This window comes from Pseudomonas sp. GW821-FHT07F05 (assembly GCF_059418765.1).
Window position 1 is genome coordinate 676,222 of record NZ_JBWKQL010000003.1, and the last position, 14,647, is coordinate 690,868.

Below are 14,647 nucleotides of genomic sequence, written 5' to 3' on the forward strand. Positions count from 1 at the left end.
GGAACCCTTCGATGACGTCGCTTTATTGGCCGTACTGGCTGGCCCATTACTACAGCTTCCTGGAGGTCGCGACCATTGTGGTCGCGGTGCTGATCCTGATCTCCAGCCTGGACGATCTGTTCATTGACCTGTGGTACTGGTCTCGCCGCCTGTTTCGCAAGTTCACTGCGGACCGCAAATACCGGCCACTGACCGCCCGGCAATTGCTGGACCGGGACGAACAGCCACTGGCGATCATGGTTCCGGCCTGGCTGGAATACGACGTCATCGCGCCGATGATCGAGAACATGGTGTCGACCCTCGACTACCAGAACTACGTGGTCTTCGTCGGCACTTACATCAACGACCAGCGCACCATCGATGAGGTGGAGCGCATGCGTCGGCGTTACAAGCAATTGCATCGCGTGGAAGTCCCCCATGCCGGTCCGACCTGCAAGGCTGACTGCCTGAACTGGGTGATTCAGGCGATTTTCCTGCATGAACAGACCCACGGCATGACCTTCGCCGGCGTCGTGCTGCACGACAGCGAAGACGTGCTGCACCCGCTGGAATTGCGCCTGTTCAACTACCTGTTGCCGCGCAAGGACATGATCCAGCTGCCGGTCGTTTCCCTGGAACGCAACTGGTACGAATGGGTAGCCGGCACGTACATGGACGAGTTCGCCGAATGGCACGGCAAGGACCTGGTGGTCCGCGAAAGCATGACCGATACCGTGCCCTCAGCCGGCGTCGGCACCTGCTTCTCGCACCGGGCCTTGAAAGTGCTGGCCGGGGAAACCCAGAACCAGCCGTTCAACACCGACAGCCTCACCGAGGACTACGACGTTGGCGCGCGCCTGGCCAAAGTCGGCATGAACGCCATTTTCGTACGCTTCCCGGTGGAATTCCGGGTGCTGCGCAAATCGTGGTTCCGCAAACCCTACGAATCCACCCTGAAAATGCCGCTGTGTGTCCGTGAATTCTTCCCGGACACCTTCCGCACGGCGTTTCGCCAGAAAGCGCGCTGGACCCTCGGCATCGGCCTGCAAGGCTGGGAGCAGATGGGCTGGAACGGCTCGCTGGCCAACCGATACCTGCTGTTTCGCGACCGCAAGGGCGTGGTGACAGCGTTTGTCAGCATCCTGGCCTACGTGATCCTGGTGCAACTGGTGGCGCTGATCATCCTGCGCCAGAGCGGGTTGTGGAACGTGAGTTTCCCGACGCCGTTCGAATCCAACGGCTGGATCAAGTACCTGTTGATTGCCAACGGTCTGGCCTTGGGCTGGCGCATTCTGCACCGCTGCTACTTCACGACGGTGCTGTATGGCTGGCAGCACGGTTTGCTGTCGATCCCGCGCATGGTGGTGGGCAACTTCGTTAACTTCATGGCCGCCTCCCGGGCGTGGCGCATGTTTCTGGTCGGCAAGGCGCTCAATCGCAAGCTGGTCTGGGACAAGACCATGCACGACTTCCCGTCCACCGATTTAGTGGCCGCCGCACCGCGCAAGCTGGGCAGCGTGTTGCTGTCCTGGCAGGCGATCAACGACACCAACCTGCAGACGGCACTCGACGAACAACAAACCCGCCACATGCCACTGGGCCGCATTTTGCTCAGCCATGGCTGGCTGGATGACGAAACCCTGGCTGAAGCCATCGCGTTCCAGAACGATCTGCCGCGGGTGTTCGATGTCGCCCACAAAGCCGACGCCTCGCTGCTGGCCGACGAGTTTGCGCTGCGCTGGCGTGTTGTGCCGCTGGGGACCAACGAGGCAGGCCGTGCGCAGATCGCTGTCGCCAGCCCGCTGTCCGCCGAAGGCCTGCAACAGATCAGCGATGAGCTGGGCAGCGAGCCGGTGCAACTGATTGCCCGTGAAAGCGAGATCGTCGCGCAGCTGCGCAACGTCAACGCGCTCGACGGCCAGCCGGTGCCCAACGCCCGCGCGCCGATGCTGGGCGACCTGTTGATCGAAATGGGGCTGCTGGACCGCGATGTGTTTAGCCGCACCATGCTCAATTACCGCCCGCAGCACCACGGCCGCATTGGCGACTATCTCGTCGACAGCGGCGTGCTGCCTCGGACCACCATCGAACAGGCCGTGGCCCGTCAGCACAGTCATTACCCAACGGAGCTCCCGGCATGAACCGCCCCTTCCTGACGCTCATGGCCACGGGGCTGACCCTTTTGCCTGCGCTGGTCCATGGCGAAGTGCTGCCCCTGCCGTTGACCGGTCCCGCTTACCAGGCGGCCAGTGAGGCCTACAGCGCCTACGACCGCAAGGACTACGACCTGGCCATCGCCAAGGCCCGCGAAGCCTTGCGTCAGCGGGCCGATGTCACCCGTCTGAACCGGCTGATCGTGCAGGCACAACGTGACAAGGAACAGCGCGACAACCCCAAGCGCTACCCGCCGTCGCAGTCGCCGTCGCGCCCGGCCCCCGGTTTCAGCGCGGCGGCCCAAGCGTTCAAGGCCTATGATCGCGATAACTTCGGCGTCGCCGCGCAGTCCGCTCGCAAAGCGATCGCCCAGGCACCCAAGCGCATGGATTATCGCCTGCTGCTGATCGAATCCCTGCAACGCCAACAGCATCTGGAGGAAGCCGATCAGGCCACCACCGAAGCCCTGCGGGTTTTCCCGGATGACGACACCCTGCTGATGCGCCGCGAAGCCATCCGCCGCCAACTGGCCGCGCCACTGGCCATCGCCGGTTATCGCGCGCTGGAACAAGGCAACCTACCGCTGGCCGTGGATCAAGCCCGCAAGGCCGTGGCCTGGGCACCGGAAATCGGCGCTCACCAGCAGTTGCTGATCAGCGCGCTGATCGCGACCCAGGATTACCGCGCCGCCGAACTGGCCGCGACCGGCGCGCTGGCCCAGGACGATGGCGAAACCGCGCCGTGGATTCTGCGCAGCTATGCACTTGATCGTCAGGGCAAGACTCAGGCGGCACAGGCCGACCTGAACCGGGCCTTGTCCATCGAAGGCTTGCTGGATTCTGAGGTGCGCGAGATTCGCTTTTTCGCCGCCGACCTGGCGCTGGCCAACAACGAGCCGCAACAGGCTCTGGACCAGTTGCAGAAACTGCCCGCCGACACGGGCGGTGAAGTTGCCCGCCGTCGCGCCGCCGCCCAGGTCGCGTTGCGCCAGAAGAACAATGGCCTGAAAACCGCGACGCGTTTTCCGGCGCCGGCCCTTAACTGCCAGGAAAGCGCATTCGGTTTGATCTGCGATATCTGGCCGGGCAACCAGCGCGATGGCGGCACGGACACGGCGGTGCAGGCTTACGCTGCGCTGGCCCGAAAGGACGCCGCTTCGGCTGCGGCCCTTGCCGGCGAAGCCATTCGCCGGGCGCCGGAGAATCCGGCGTATCGCAGCCTCTTGGTCAGCGCCCTGACCGAGCAGAAGCGCCTGCCCGAAGCGATAGCGGCGGCCAGCGATGGCCTGCAAGCCAATGGCGACGACGCCCGCCTGCTGGCCCAGCGCGGTCGGTTGCGCCAGCAGACCGGTGACGATGCCGGTGCCCGCAAGGATTTCACCCAGGCCCTGGCCCTGGGCAGCCTGCCCACGTATGAAGAAGCCAGCCTTTATGCCGAGCTGGGCCAACGTCGCACGGCGCGGGAACGTTTGCAGGTAGCCCGCGACGCTGGCGAGCTGGACGGCATGAGCGACCTGCAAGTGGCTTACCTGTCGGTGCAGGCCGGCGACGATGACAGCGCCCATGAGTCATTCCGCAAAGCTGACGCCGCAACGCCTCTAGCGCCGACGGCGACTCAGGACGCGGCCTACAACGCGATGCGGGTCAGTGACGACGAACACGCTGTGGGTTATTTCAAGCGGGTTATCGACGCCAAAAATGCCGGCGAACTGGACATGACCGACCAGCAGCTGTTCGACACCCGCCGCGCCGTGGCCGATGTGTCGCGCACCTGGGGCCTGACCAGCACCACCAGTTATCGCGGCAACAGTTCCAGCAGTGGCTTGAGCTCGGCGCCCAGCACCGGCACCAGCAATGGCAATAACGGGAGCGGCAGTAGCAGCAACGACAGCCTGCAAAACAGCACCGAACTGTCGTGGCGTCCGCTGGGTTACCGCAACGCCCGTTTCGTCGAACTCTATGGCCGGGTCACCGACACGCTGTGGAGCAAGAACAGCGACTCGGACACCGGCCTGGATGCGCTGCAAGGCGCCTTGGGCGTGCGGGTCAAGCCGTTCACCACACTGAACGTCATGGCGGCCGTGGAACGCACCTTTCCACTGGGGTCCTCCGACATCGACGGCGACTGGCTGTTGCGCTTGGGTTATGGCTCCAGCATCGGCACCGATTTGCGGGTTGATGTCCCCAGCTGGTGGACGTCGCAGTTGTTCGCCGAGACCGGTCATTACGTCAACGACTCGCGCAACTACATCAACAGCGAATGGCAAGGCGGTCGCAGCTACGCCATCGGCGGTGCCGGCTCGCGCTGGGTGACATTCCCCCACGTGGTGGCCGCGTACGACTACGACTCGAAGATGGACAGCGAGACCCGCTCCGACGGCAGCACCGAATACGCTTCCGGCCATGCTGCGGGCGTTGGCGTGGGCAACAACGTGCGCTACTGGTTCCGCGAAGACGCGTACAACGCGCCGCGCTCCTATGTGGATTTTTCGTTGCAATACCGAGTGAAAGTGTCTGGCGATGACCGCGCCAAAGGTGTTTTCGCTCGCCTGACTTACTCCTATTGAGGACGGATATGCACCCTCGTATGTATTGGCTGATGGGGCTCGGACTGAGCCTGGGCATGGCGTCGACAGTGGCTCAGGCTGCGTCGGAAATCGCTCAACTCTATGCGCCGAAACTGCCGGAAGGCTCGGCTTGGGTGCGGGTGGTCAATCCCGCCGACGGCGCCGTGCAAGTGAGCGTGGACAAAAAGCCCGGCGTTGCCCTGTCTGCGCAGTCGGTGGTGGCCGGTCCTTTCCAGGTGGTGGATTCGCGGCAACCGCTGCGCATTACGGTCAACCAGCGTGAGCTCAAGGGCCTGAACGTGCCGAAAAACGCCTTTGTCACGGTGATTCTGAACAGCGATCCGGTGGCCGCCCCCCGGGTGGTGATCGACCCGCAGCCGCGGGGCAAAGACTTGCGCGCCGAACTCAACGTCTACAACCTCAGCGCCGGCTGTGACAAAGCCGAGATCAAGCTGGCCAACGGCTCCAGCGTGTTCAGCCAGCTGCCGCTCAATGGCCAGGCGCAGCGCACCATCAATCCGGTGCAGGCGACCCTGATTGCCAGCTGCGATCAAAGCGCCAGCCTGCCGCTCAAGCTTGAGCCCTTCAAGGCCGGTGACCGTTACAGCCTGTTCCTGGTCGGCTCACGCCAGACCCCCCGCCTGATCGGCCTCGTTGACCAGACTGCCCCATGACCTTTCTAGTAAAACCTCGCCACATCCTGCGCCGCCCTTCGGTATCCGGCCTGATTGCCGGCGCGCTGCTGAGCCTGTCCGGCACCGCTGCCCAGGCCGATTCGGCAGTGATCACCGGGCAGGGCGGCTGGTTATTTCCTGCGTGGGAAAGCCTGAACACCGTCGATAACCCCGGCATTGCGCGCGACATCGCCCTGATCAAGGACGTCCAACACCAACTTGAGCGCGAGAAAATCGCGCTCGTGGTGCTGGTGGTGCCGATGAAAGCGCCGTTCTACGCCCAACGGCTACCCGCCGACCATCCGTTGAGCCCGGCCGTGGTGCAGCGCTATGACCGTTTGCAAGGCGAACTGGCCAAGGCTGGCCTGACGACCCTGAACATCAAGCCGATACTGCAAGCCACCGAGCAAGGCAAGCAGACGGCGTTTTACCGGGCCGACTACCACTGGACCGCCTGGAGCGCTGAAAACACAGCCGATGCCACTGCGAAACTGATCACCGCACGCTATCGCCTGGAGGGTGAGCCCGGCGGCGGTGCAGTGCTGGGGGAATGGTTCGACAGGCGCGCCTTCGGCGATCTGGCCAGCAACTTTCTGCCGTCCATCAAGCGCAAGGCCATCGGCCGAGACATTTACACCGTGCGCCATCAGGTCGAGAAAGACCTGCTGATCGACGACGCCCCGGCACCTGTTCAGGTCATCGGCAACAGCTTCGTGCAGCCTTACCTTGGCTATACGCAGAAACTGTCCAACGCCCTGGACCGCCCGGTCACACTGACCTGGAACCCCGGCGACGTCGGCCCCTGGGCGACACTGCTGCAGTACCTGGAATCACCGGACTTTGCTCAGCACAAGCCGCAGGTGATCGTGTGGCAATTCAACGAGGGCCAGTTCCACCTCGGCCCCGATGCAGCCGCCCAGTGGAATGCCAAGGGAGTGACGTCGTTGGGCCAGTGGCGCCAGCGCATCAAAAAGGCGCTTCCTTGAAAGTTCTCGGCAGGACCCCCCGGCGTGCCACTCTAGGTGTTCTGCTGCTTGCAGCGACACTGGTCACAGGCACCGCCATGTTTTACGCCACCACGCAAAAACGGCTGGACCCGGGCATCGTTGGAATTGTCTGGCAGCCCGATAACAAAACAGTCGGCATCAAGGGGCAATGGGACCAGCTCGGTGCCAGGGAATTGCTGGTGCAATGGACAGTGGTCGACGATCAGGCGTTCGTGCCAGGCACCGGTCTGCCGAACGTACCGGTGCTGCCTGATTGGGCACGTATTGCCAAAGAGCCTTGGGCCCAGGATGTAATCATCGGCCTGGCCGGATATTTCAGCGAGAACCGCTCCCGGGACAACATCGAGCAACTGGCTGCCGTCTCGGAGCGCATCGCCAGACTGCCGACGCCGTTGCACGTCACCGGCTATTACTTCCCGGCTGAAGTCGACCCCAGCTGGACCCGCGCCAAGGAGCTGCCTGCGCTGCTGGCCAAGCTTCCGCGTCCGTTGTGGATCAGCGTCTATGACGGCGCCAACATCGGCCCAGCCGCCACAGCCGACTGGCTCAAGCAATGGCTGCCAGACGACATCGGCGTGTTCTTTCAGGACGGGGTCGGCGTCTACGCCCGCACCGCACCGGTCGCCCGCACTTACGCCGACACCCTGCGCGAACGCCTGGGCAAGGACCGCGTGCGCATCATCGTCGAAGCCTTCCGCCCCAACTACGGCGGCGGTTTCCGCTCCGCAACGGCCGCCGAGCTCAAACCGCAGCTGGCCGCCTACGACGGCTATCCGTTGTACCTGTTCGATGGCCCGCATTACGTGACACCGGCGTTGGTGAAAGCGTTGGCGAAGTAATGATCGAAGTCATGTCTTCGCCAGTGGAACACGTCACCAGACAATAGGTTTGTCGTTCCAGTCCCAGAAGGTCCCGCTGTCGGCCGGCCCGTGTGCGCCGACCACCTCAAGAATGCGGTCCGCCGAGTACGCCGGTTCGAACAGTTGGCCCTCAGGCACGTTCGCCTGGAATGGCCGAGACAGCTCCGTGTCGGTCGTGCCCGGGTGTATGGCCAGGACGGTCGAGGCAGGGTTCAGGCGTTTCAATTCGATACTGGCCGTGTGCAGCAGCTGGTTGAGCGCCGCTTTGCTGGCCCTGTAGCTGTACCAGCCACCCAATCGGTTATCGCCGATTGAGCCAACCCTCGCGGAGAGCGCCGCGAACGTAGCAGGCTGTCTGCGCAGTAGCGGAAGCAGGTGTTTAAGCAGCAGGATCGGCGCAAAGGTGTTGGTCGCGAAGCTCGCTTGCAGGCCCGCAAGGGTCAGTTGTGCCAGCCCCTTTTCTGCTCGGGCGCCGTCCTGATGAAGAATGCCCAGCGCACTGATAACCAAGTGCAGATGGCCGCATCCGGCAAGCGTTTCGCTCACGAGCGCTTCGAGGGATTGCTCATCCCGCGCGTCGCAGTCGACGCGTTTCAGACGGTCGCCATATTGCGCTGCAAGGGTTGCCAGCTCTGTGGAGGTGGTGGCGCTTCGCGACACCGCCCACACCTCAGCCACCTCATCGCGAGCCAGCAATGCCGCGCAGAGTGCCAGGCCGATACCTCGACTGGCGCCGCAAATCAGCACGTGAGCTTCGCTGTTCAGTTCGGGTATCAAACGCATAAGGCACCTTGATGGGCGTGGCTGAAGTGTTTTTATGACTTCGGAGGAGGGCATGACGTTCAGGGGGCGCTTGCCAGGAAATCGGCACCTCAACGAACGGGGCCGAATGTTGAGTGTTCACTTGGCCAGGTGAGTGGCTCAAGTACGTCTCTGGGACGGCTGCGACTTCCACAGCCTGGACGACAGCGACACTCAGGACATCAGCGCCGAGCCTGCGAACGACCGTTATTGCTCGATCAGCGCCTGTCGCAGTGGAAAGCCATCGACCCAAACTCGCCCGTCATTCCTGACGGGGGGGAGAGCATGAGCGGATTTCAGACCAGTGTGAAAACACTCGCTTCTCCGGTCTGAATGTCATACGCCACCAATGCCTCGTTATCGGCATCGGCGCTGCACACGAGTTCACCGTGACTGTTCCAGATTGAAGAGCCACCCGCGGCGACATAATCGTCGGCGGGACCTACGCAGTTCGCCATCACCACCGTCATGGAATGCGTTTTGGCAATCATCGGATAATGACTGTTTGCCAGTGCAGTCCCTCTCGCAGACTTCGCCACGCTCGCTAAATACACCTGAGCGCCAGACGCTGCGGCTTCTTCTGCATGGCTGGGTTGCAGTGATTCGTAGCAGATGGCGGGGGCCAGGACAAAATCTGCCTGACTCAGCACACGCTTCCGAGTGCCCGGTGTGAAAAAAGGTAATTCGTCAGGGTGCAGATGCTGTTTCGAATAGCAGGAGCGCTCCAGCCCGGGCTGGAAACTGATCATGCTGATCTCGGTGCCTTTAGCTCCCCTGGTTGGTGCACCCACAGCGATGAGCATCCCGTACCGGTCGCTCAATCTCTGGAACTCATCAAAACGGCTATCACTCGGATGCACCGCCAGGACGTTAGCCAGCCTCGGCTCGTAACCCGTGAGGGAAAGCTCGGGAAACAGCACGAGATTGGCACCCTGGCTTGCCGCCAAGTGGATGACCTCAATGTGTCTGGCGATGTTTTTTTCGTATTCCCCCGGCACAGGGAGAATCTGCGCAGCGATTAGCTTCATTTCCCGTCTCGCGTCCTTGTTTAGGGTTTGCTTGAAGAGCGACTGAACGGTTGTTCCGCCGCTGCTGTTAACGTCAACGTATGCTGCATGACCGTTGGCATTTTGAACAGTGAGTGGTCGTGAGTGTGTACCGACGCCAATGGCCGCTTCTGGCCTGAGCGCTGAGGTACCTCTCGGCCATCACGTCCCCTGACGCAGGACTTGGATCAGCTGTTCAGCAACAAAGGCTTCGACCGCTCCTTCACTGGCGTTCACTTCAAACGCGGCGCAACACGCCGATGTGTCACTGTCGTAGATACGGTAAACAGCGATGACGCTGCCAGGTCCGCAGCCGGTGTGTCCGCACAGGGTAAAACCGCCGTCAATCGAACCCTGCATGACACCAAGGCCATAGCCGGCAGTGACCCACGGACGCCCGGGAATCGCGCCGCCCAATGCTCGTGCTGTCTGCATTTCCTGAAGCAGGTTTGTCGGTAGCAGGTCACCGGACATGAGTCGATCCAAGAATACCGCCGCTTGCGAAATCGGACCGATCAGCAAGCCATGGTAGACCCAGGCGGGGTCGTAGTCAGAGGTGCTTCCGAGATGGGTGGTTTGTAAGTCTGCTCGCGTTTTGGCGAAGCGAATGTTCGACAGGCCCAGAGGGTTAAGTGCTCGTTGACTCACCGCATCATCAAGCGCCAGGTCCGTTAGCCGCTCTATAAGCTTGCCGATCAGCATGTATCCGACATTCGAGTAGCGCCAACCGGTTCCGGGGTTGTATCGAAGTCGAGTGCCGTCAAGCCGTCGCATCATTTCGTCTGTTGACCAGGCTGACTCGCTGTTTGAAACGGCGGCGTGATACTCCGCCAGTTCGCCATAATCAGCGAGACCTGCCTCATGCCGCAGTAGCTGGCGCAATGTGAAGAGCTGATCGGGAATAGGTTCGTCCAATCCGATCTGCCCATCACGCACTAAGGAGAGGGCCGTTGCCGCCAAGACTGTTTTCGTAAAGCTCCACCAAGGCACCATCAGTTCTGATGGGGCGGGGGGTTGTGGCTGACCATTTGATATGAGCGAACTGAGCATTGGCGTCCTTGGGTTATCTGCAGATCCAGGGCTCGACAAGATATCTCATTCAGTCTTTTTCGCCGGAGCCTTCTGATGCACATCTGGTGGACTCATCCATCCTTTGTAGGACTTTGTTTCATGCAGGGAAAAATCGCTATTCTGGCCGGTGTAGTCGCTTTTATTGAAGACTGTTCTGATCCACTGCAGATGTTCCCCAAAGCCTGTCTTCAGCCCATTCGCTTCAAGTAGGATGTTTCGGGGCATTTACATCGCTCGTCAACGCGCAAGGAAGCGGAAATATGACTCACGCCAGACGCAATAAAACACTCAGCGGCTCCTTCGTATTCGCTGGCTTTGCGTACGGCGTATTGCTGTTTTTCTTAGTTCTCATCTGGTTTTTGCCTGAGCGTGCGCAAGTGATCGCACATTTTCGGGCCTATATGTTGCCCGTTATTTTATTCGGGGCGACGGGGAGCATTGTGTATCGCGAGGGCAAGGGGACCGCTGAGAAAGCAGGAAAGTGCTTGATGGCATTGGCCTACTTGTCCTGTGGTGCCTTTTTCGGCTTGTTCATCTATACATTCCTGACCGGCAAGTAGTCCGCTATCGTTCCAGGCGGACAGTCGTCACCTAAAGTTCTTACTGTTCAGCAGCGTTCCCGACTTCCCCAAGTTGACTGATCCCTTGTCCTTGTAGCCCACGCGATGGCACATAACGCCATTCCCGCCACATTCAACGTGACCGGATTGAACGCGTCCAAAAGCATCGAAGGTTGCATAACGGCTACGTCCACCAGCAGCCCGAGCAGGATGAGTCCGCTGAGCAGCAGCGGCCAGTGGAGCCGAGGTAGAAGAAGCAACACTGCGGCCAGGACCAGTTCTGCCACACCCGCCGCCTGGACCACCCATGTTGCGTGTTCCAGCCCGTGAGCCTGCAACAGCATCTGCTCGCCGGGACTTAATGCGATGAGCTTCGGCACCAGGCCGTGGTAAGCGAACATGAAGGCCAGACTGCCGCGTGCCAGCCAGTGAACCTGGCGGATCCTGTTCACGAAAATTCCTTGAGGAAGCGCCGTTGATGGTCAGGTGTTGGCAGCAGGCACACCTCGTGTTTGCCAAACAGACGATAGCGGTTTAGTGCGACGCGGTCGTACGCCCAGTCGCGAAACCACTGTGGAAAAATACGCAGCACCCGAAACATTGGCCACCCTCCCGGCAACAGAGTAACCACTTCGAAGAATGCCTCCGAGCGCACCCAGTAATGTTGGTCGCGAATGACCGCCATGGTGTCGAACGCATCGACGGGCAACCCTGCCCAGGCCAGCAGAGCCTCGCCTTCGGGCGACTGCACCGATGCCAGTCGAACGCGATGATGACGGTCGTGCCGGATCAGAAACTTCGCCCAGCCGTTACACAGTTTGCAGACGCCGTCGAACAGCACCACGGTTTCACCAGGGGCCAGAAACGGCGCGGGGGCGGGGCGGACCAATGAGACAGGCATGCTGGATTCTCTGCGGGGGCGATGGAAGCATTGTATGGCGCGCTGTCGTAGCGTTTCCAGTCAAGGCAAAGGAGTCGTCTGTGCGACCACATGCCTTCGATTCGATTTTGATGCGCGGAGTAGAATTTCGCTTACCTTGCACTTGATCCGGTCTGCTATGAGTGGGCCGTCGAACAGGCTTGAGGAAAGCTGATGTTGGATAAGCGGCTCGGAGAGAGTCTGCGTGAACTGCGGAGTCATATTTCCCACGCAGGAGAGGCTCTTGCATCACCGCCTAAAGGAATAGAGTTCATGTTTATGCGCCGCGTTGCGTTAGGTTTACTGATTACGGGATTCAATATCTAGGCAGCATTAGCCGGGACTATTTGCACGATCGTCGCTGATACAAGCAGTGGTGAGCTGTTGCTTGAAGAGGGTGATTGCAGCAGTCGAGTGACCCCCGCCTCAACGTTCAAGATCGCCATCAGCCTGATGGGCTTCGACGCAGCCTTTTTGCAACACGAGCATTCCCCTAACTTGCCCTACCGTCCCGGCGATCCTGACTGGGGCGGAGCCGCCTGGCTGGAGCCGACAGATGCAGCTCGCTGGTTTCAGTATTCCGTGGTGTGGTTCTCTCAACGCGTTACGCATGCGCTTGGAGAGGCGACGGTCAAGCGATATGCCGAGTCATTCGATTACGGAAATACCGAGCTGACGGGGGATCCGGGGGAAAACAACGGCCTTGACCGTGCCTGGATCAGCTCCTCGTTGAAAATCTCTCCTCGCGAACAGATCACCTTTCTGAACAGACTGGTGAACCGTCAACTGTCCGTGAGCCCTCATGCCTACGATATGACGAGCCGCATCTCGCAAATTGCGCTGCGGCCAGATGGTTGGAATGTTCACGATAAAACAGGCACAGCATTTCCTCGGATGGGAGACGGCAAAAGCGATGAGGCTCATGGATACGGATGGTTCGTCGGTTGGGCGACGAAGGGCGAACATTCCCTGGTTTTCGCCCGTCTCGCTCAAGATGACCACGCGCAGCCGGTGCCCGCAGGACTACGGGTTCGTGATGCGTTAATGGATGAGTGGCCCGAGCTGGCCAGATCGCTGGTGAAGCGATGAGTGAAACGCGGCGGGCCGGGCGGCATCCGTCTTGACCGTTATAGAGCTGTCATCAGCGTACAGGGCCACCTTATGCATATACCCCCTAGCTTCGTCATCCACGAAACCACCCATTGGCTCATCAACCACCGCCTGGACAGCCACCTGCCGGGCTACCTGATGCTCAGCGCCAAGCAGATGACCCACTCGCTGGCAACCTTACCCATCGAAGCCCTAGCCGAGCTAGGTCCATTACAGGCGAAAATCCAGCAAGCCATCGAAACCCACCTGCACCCCAAACGCCTCTACATTGGCCGTTTCGGCCATGACGCGGGTCACTCCATTCACTTCCATTTCATCCCGATCTACCCGTGGGTCGAGGCGTTGTTCTGGCAGGACGAACGCTACAGATCGCTGCAAACCTTCGGCTCGCTTCCTGACGGTTCCAACCAAACCGACGGCGCAGAACTGACCCTGTTCGTGTGGCGAGAGTTCTGTGAGCGTCCTGATCCGCCATCCATAGAAGGCCCATCTGTTGACCTAGCCATCGCGGCGCTGCGGCAAGCATTCACTCCCGACACCTCGATCTGATGGCAGGGCAAACTTCCCAAAAAATCCGCCCCATAAGCGCTGTCGGCCGGCCAACGCTTGCCAACCCAAAAGTGCACACCCACTCGCAACAAAAACCAAAATCCTGTCCAATTGTGTGATCTCACCCCTCCAGCATTCGTCATGAACCCTAACCCCTGCTGCCGTCAGGGGATCAACGCCAGGACCTTCCATGCAAACGCTGTTGAACGAGATTCTCGACGAAGTGCGTCCCTTGATCGGCCAGGGCAAGGTGGCTGATTACATTCCCGCGCTGGCCGATGTGCCGGCGCAGCAGTTGGGCATTGCCGTGTATGGCAACGATGGCACCTATTACTGCGCCGGCGACGCGCTGGAGCCGTTTTCGGTGCAGAGCATTTCCAAGGTGTTCAGCCTGGTTCAGGCGATCGGCCATTCCGGTGAGGCCATCTGGGAGCGCCTGGGTCATGAGCCGTCGGGTCAGCCGTTCAACTCGCTGGTGCAGCTGGAGTTCGAGCGCGGACGGCCGCGTAATCCCTTTATCAATGCCGGCGCTTTGGTGATTTGCGACATCAACCAGTCTCGTTTTGCCGCCCCCACATTATCGATGCGCGATTTCGTGCGGCGGCTGTCGGGCAATCCTCACGTCTTGATCGATGCCCGGGTGGCGGATTCCGAGTATCAATTTCGCGCACGCAACGCGGCGATGGCGTACCTGATGCAGTCCTTCGGCAACTTTCATAACGAGGTCGAAACCGTGCTGCGCAGTTATTTCAGTTGCTGCGCGCTGAAGATGAGCTGCCTCGATCTGGCCCGGGCGTTCTGCTTCCTGGCGAACAACGGGTTCTGCAAACACAGCGGTGAGCAAATCCTGACGCCGCGCCAGACTCAGCAAGTGAACTCGATCATGGCCACCAGCGGGCTGTATGACGAAGCCGGCAATTTCGCCTACCGCGTGGGGTTGCCCGGCAAGAGCGGGGTAGGGGGCGGAATCGTGGCGATCGTGCCGGGGCAGTTCACTGTGTGCGTATGGTCGCCGGAGCTGAATGCCGCCGGGAATTCCCTCGCCGGAATGGCGGCGCTGGAGTTGCTGAGTTCGCGAATAGGTTGGTCTGTTTTCTGACAGCCTGCGTCGTCGTTTCACGTTTGCGGAATCATTCAAAAGAATGACCTGCGCGCGCGTTGGTCGCTTTTCCGAAAAAGCTGATTCAAGCCGTGTCGAGGGCGAAGAGTTACCCGATACAATGCCGCTTTACCCTGTCCAGTTCGAACCAGTCTGCGGGATGCCGTGGCGATGTCGGGAGATCCGTTTGACTACTGTTCCAGTCGATCCTAGCGGCGATGAGCGCCTGTCTCATGTGCTGAACGCCAGTGA

At 60.6% G+C, this 14,647-nt stretch carries 14 protein-coding genes and 1 pseudogene; 9 read left to right on the forward strand and 6 right to left on the reverse strand.

Annotated features, from left to right (window positions below):
* Positions 1–11: 11 nt before the first annotated feature.
* The 5 genes from AC07RO_RS10795 (at position 12) to AC07RO_RS10815 (ending at position 7,219) form a co-directional block, all read left to right on the forward strand.
* Positions 12–2,120, forward strand: coding sequence for a glycosyl transferase family protein (locus tag AC07RO_RS10795; RefSeq protein WP_495085984.1), 2,109 nt, complete (start codon positions 12–14; stop codon positions 2,118–2,120).
* Positions 2,117–4,699, forward strand: coding sequence for a bacteriophage N4 adsorption protein A (locus AC07RO_RS10800; RefSeq protein ID WP_495085985.1), 2,583 nt, complete (start codon positions 2,117–2,119; stop codon positions 4,697–4,699). Before AC07RO_RS10795 ends, AC07RO_RS10800 begins: the two co-directional genes overlap by 4 nt.
* An 8-nt stretch (positions 4,700–4,707) precedes the next feature.
* On the forward strand, positions 4,708–5,373 hold the full coding sequence (locus AC07RO_RS10805) for an alginate O-acetyltransferase AlgF (protein WP_495085986.1): 666 nt from the start codon (positions 4,708–4,710) through the stop codon (positions 5,371–5,373).
* Entirely contained in the window at positions 5,370–6,359 is a 990-nt protein-coding gene (locus AC07RO_RS10810) for an alginate O-acetyltransferase AlgX-related protein (protein ID WP_495085987.1), read from the forward strand. The genes AC07RO_RS10805 and AC07RO_RS10810 overlap by 4 nt, the downstream gene beginning before the upstream one ends.
* A gap of 77 nt (positions 6,360–6,436) precedes the next feature.
* Complete coding sequence (locus AC07RO_RS10815) at positions 6,437–7,219, forward strand: alpha-amylase family protein (protein WP_495085988.1); 783 nt, start codon at positions 6,437–6,439, stop codon at positions 7,217–7,219.
* A gap of 33 nt (positions 7,220–7,252) precedes the next feature.
* Here the strand turns inward: AC07RO_RS10815 and AC07RO_RS10820 are convergent, their stop codons facing one another.
* From AC07RO_RS10820 to AC07RO_RS10835, 4 genes are all read right to left on the reverse strand, one after another.
* Entirely contained in the window at positions 7,253–8,023 is a 771-nt protein-coding gene (locus AC07RO_RS10820) for an SDR family NAD(P)-dependent oxidoreductase (protein ID WP_495085989.1), read from the reverse strand.
* 314 nt (positions 8,024–8,337) lie between these two features.
* Positions 8,338–9,069 (reverse strand): carbon-nitrogen hydrolase family protein, encoded by a 732-nt coding sequence (locus AC07RO_RS10825; RefSeq protein WP_495085990.1) that lies wholly within the window; start codon positions 9,067–9,069, stop codon positions 8,338–8,340.
* 180 nt (positions 9,070–9,249) lie between these two features.
* Positions 9,250–10,137: a serine hydrolase domain-containing protein gene (locus tag AC07RO_RS10830; RefSeq protein ID WP_495085991.1), complete on the reverse strand. Its 888-nt coding sequence runs from the start codon at positions 10,135–10,137 to the stop codon at positions 9,250–9,252.
* A gap of 45 nt (positions 10,138–10,182) precedes the next feature.
* A complete protein-coding gene (locus tag AC07RO_RS10835) occupies positions 10,183–10,383 on the reverse strand; it encodes a hypothetical protein (RefSeq protein WP_282371993.1) in 201 nt (66 codons plus the stop codon).
* 35 nt (positions 10,384–10,418) lie between these two features.
* On the opposite strand from AC07RO_RS10835, the gene AC07RO_RS10840 reads away from it, so the two are divergent.
* A complete protein-coding gene (locus tag AC07RO_RS10840; RefSeq protein WP_495085992.1) occupies positions 10,419–10,718 on the forward strand; it encodes a hypothetical protein in 300 nt (99 codons plus the stop codon).
* 47 nt (positions 10,719–10,765) lie between these two features.
* Here AC07RO_RS10840 and AC07RO_RS10845 read toward each other — a convergent pair whose 3' ends face one another.
* Complete coding sequence (locus AC07RO_RS10845) at positions 10,766–11,170, reverse strand: DoxX-like family protein (RefSeq protein WP_495085993.1); 405 nt, start codon at positions 11,168–11,170, stop codon at positions 10,766–10,768.
* Positions 11,167–11,619, reverse strand: a complete 453-nt coding sequence (locus tag AC07RO_RS10850; RefSeq protein ID WP_495085994.1) for a thiol-disulfide oxidoreductase DCC family protein — start codon at positions 11,617–11,619, stop codon at positions 11,167–11,169. The genes AC07RO_RS10845 and AC07RO_RS10850 overlap by 4 nt, the downstream gene beginning before the upstream one ends.
* A 345-nt stretch (positions 11,620–11,964) precedes the next feature.
* Here AC07RO_RS10850 and blaOXA point away from each other — a divergent pair.
* The 3 genes and pseudogenes from blaOXA to glsB form a co-directional block, all read left to right on the forward strand.
* A pseudogene (blaOXA, locus tag AC07RO_RS10855) lies at positions 11,965–12,726 on the forward strand (class D beta-lactamase); the annotation flags it as partial.
* Positions 12,727–12,798: 72 nt separating this feature from the next.
* The gene (locus AC07RO_RS10860; protein ID WP_495085995.1) at positions 12,799–13,296 is read left to right on the forward strand and encodes an HIT family protein; all 498 of its coding nucleotides are present in this window, start codon (positions 12,799–12,801) and stop codon (positions 13,294–13,296) included.
* A gap of 190 nt (positions 13,297–13,486) precedes the next feature.
* Entirely contained in the window at positions 13,487–14,395 is a 909-nt protein-coding gene (gene glsB / locus AC07RO_RS10865; protein ID WP_192174060.1) for a glutaminase B, read from the forward strand.
* Positions 14,396–14,647: the final 252 nt, after the last annotated feature.

What these genes read in the sequence shown, in the direction of transcription:
- AC07RO_RS10850 (WP_495085994.1), bottom strand. Translation starts at nt 11,619, where the DNA reads ATGCCTGTCTCATTGGTCCGCCCCGCCCCCGCGCCGTTTCTGGCCCCT.
- AC07RO_RS10825 (WP_495085990.1), bottom strand. Translation starts at nt 9,069, where the DNA reads ATGAAGCTAATCGCTGCGCAGATTCTCCCTGTGCCGGGGGAATACGAA.
- AC07RO_RS10800 (WP_495085985.1), top strand. Translation starts at nt 2,117, where the DNA reads ATGAACCGCCCCTTCCTGACGCTCATGGCCACGGGGCTGACCCTTTTG.
- AC07RO_RS10795 (WP_495085984.1), top strand. Translation starts at nt 12, where the DNA reads ATGACGTCGCTTTATTGGCCGTACTGGCTGGCCCATTACTACAGCTTC.
- AC07RO_RS10830 (WP_495085991.1), bottom strand. Translation starts at nt 10,137, where the DNA reads ATGCTCAGTTCGCTCATATCAAATGGTCAGCCACAACCCCCCGCCCCA.
- AC07RO_RS10820 (WP_495085989.1), bottom strand. Translation starts at nt 8,023, where the DNA reads ATGCGTTTGATACCCGAACTGAACAGCGAAGCTCACGTGCTGATTTGC.
- AC07RO_RS10840 (WP_495085992.1), top strand. Translation starts at nt 10,419, where the DNA reads ATGACTCACGCCAGACGCAATAAAACACTCAGCGGCTCCTTCGTATTC.
- AC07RO_RS10860 (WP_495085995.1), top strand. Translation starts at nt 12,799, where the DNA reads ATGCATATACCCCCTAGCTTCGTCATCCACGAAACCACCCATTGGCTC.
- AC07RO_RS10835 (WP_282371993.1), bottom strand. Translation starts at nt 10,383, where the DNA reads ATGCCCCGAAACATCCTACTTGAAGCGAATGGGCTGAAGACAGGCTTT.
- AC07RO_RS10815 (WP_495085988.1), top strand. Translation starts at nt 6,437, where the DNA reads ATGTTTTACGCCACCACGCAAAAACGGCTGGACCCGGGCATCGTTGGA.
- AC07RO_RS10810 (WP_495085987.1), top strand. Translation starts at nt 5,370, where the DNA reads ATGACCTTTCTAGTAAAACCTCGCCACATCCTGCGCCGCCCTTCGGTA.
- AC07RO_RS10805 (WP_495085986.1), top strand. Translation starts at nt 4,708, where the DNA reads ATGCACCCTCGTATGTATTGGCTGATGGGGCTCGGACTGAGCCTGGGC.
- glsB (WP_192174060.1), top strand. Translation starts at nt 13,487, where the DNA reads ATGCAAACGCTGTTGAACGAGATTCTCGACGAAGTGCGTCCCTTGATC.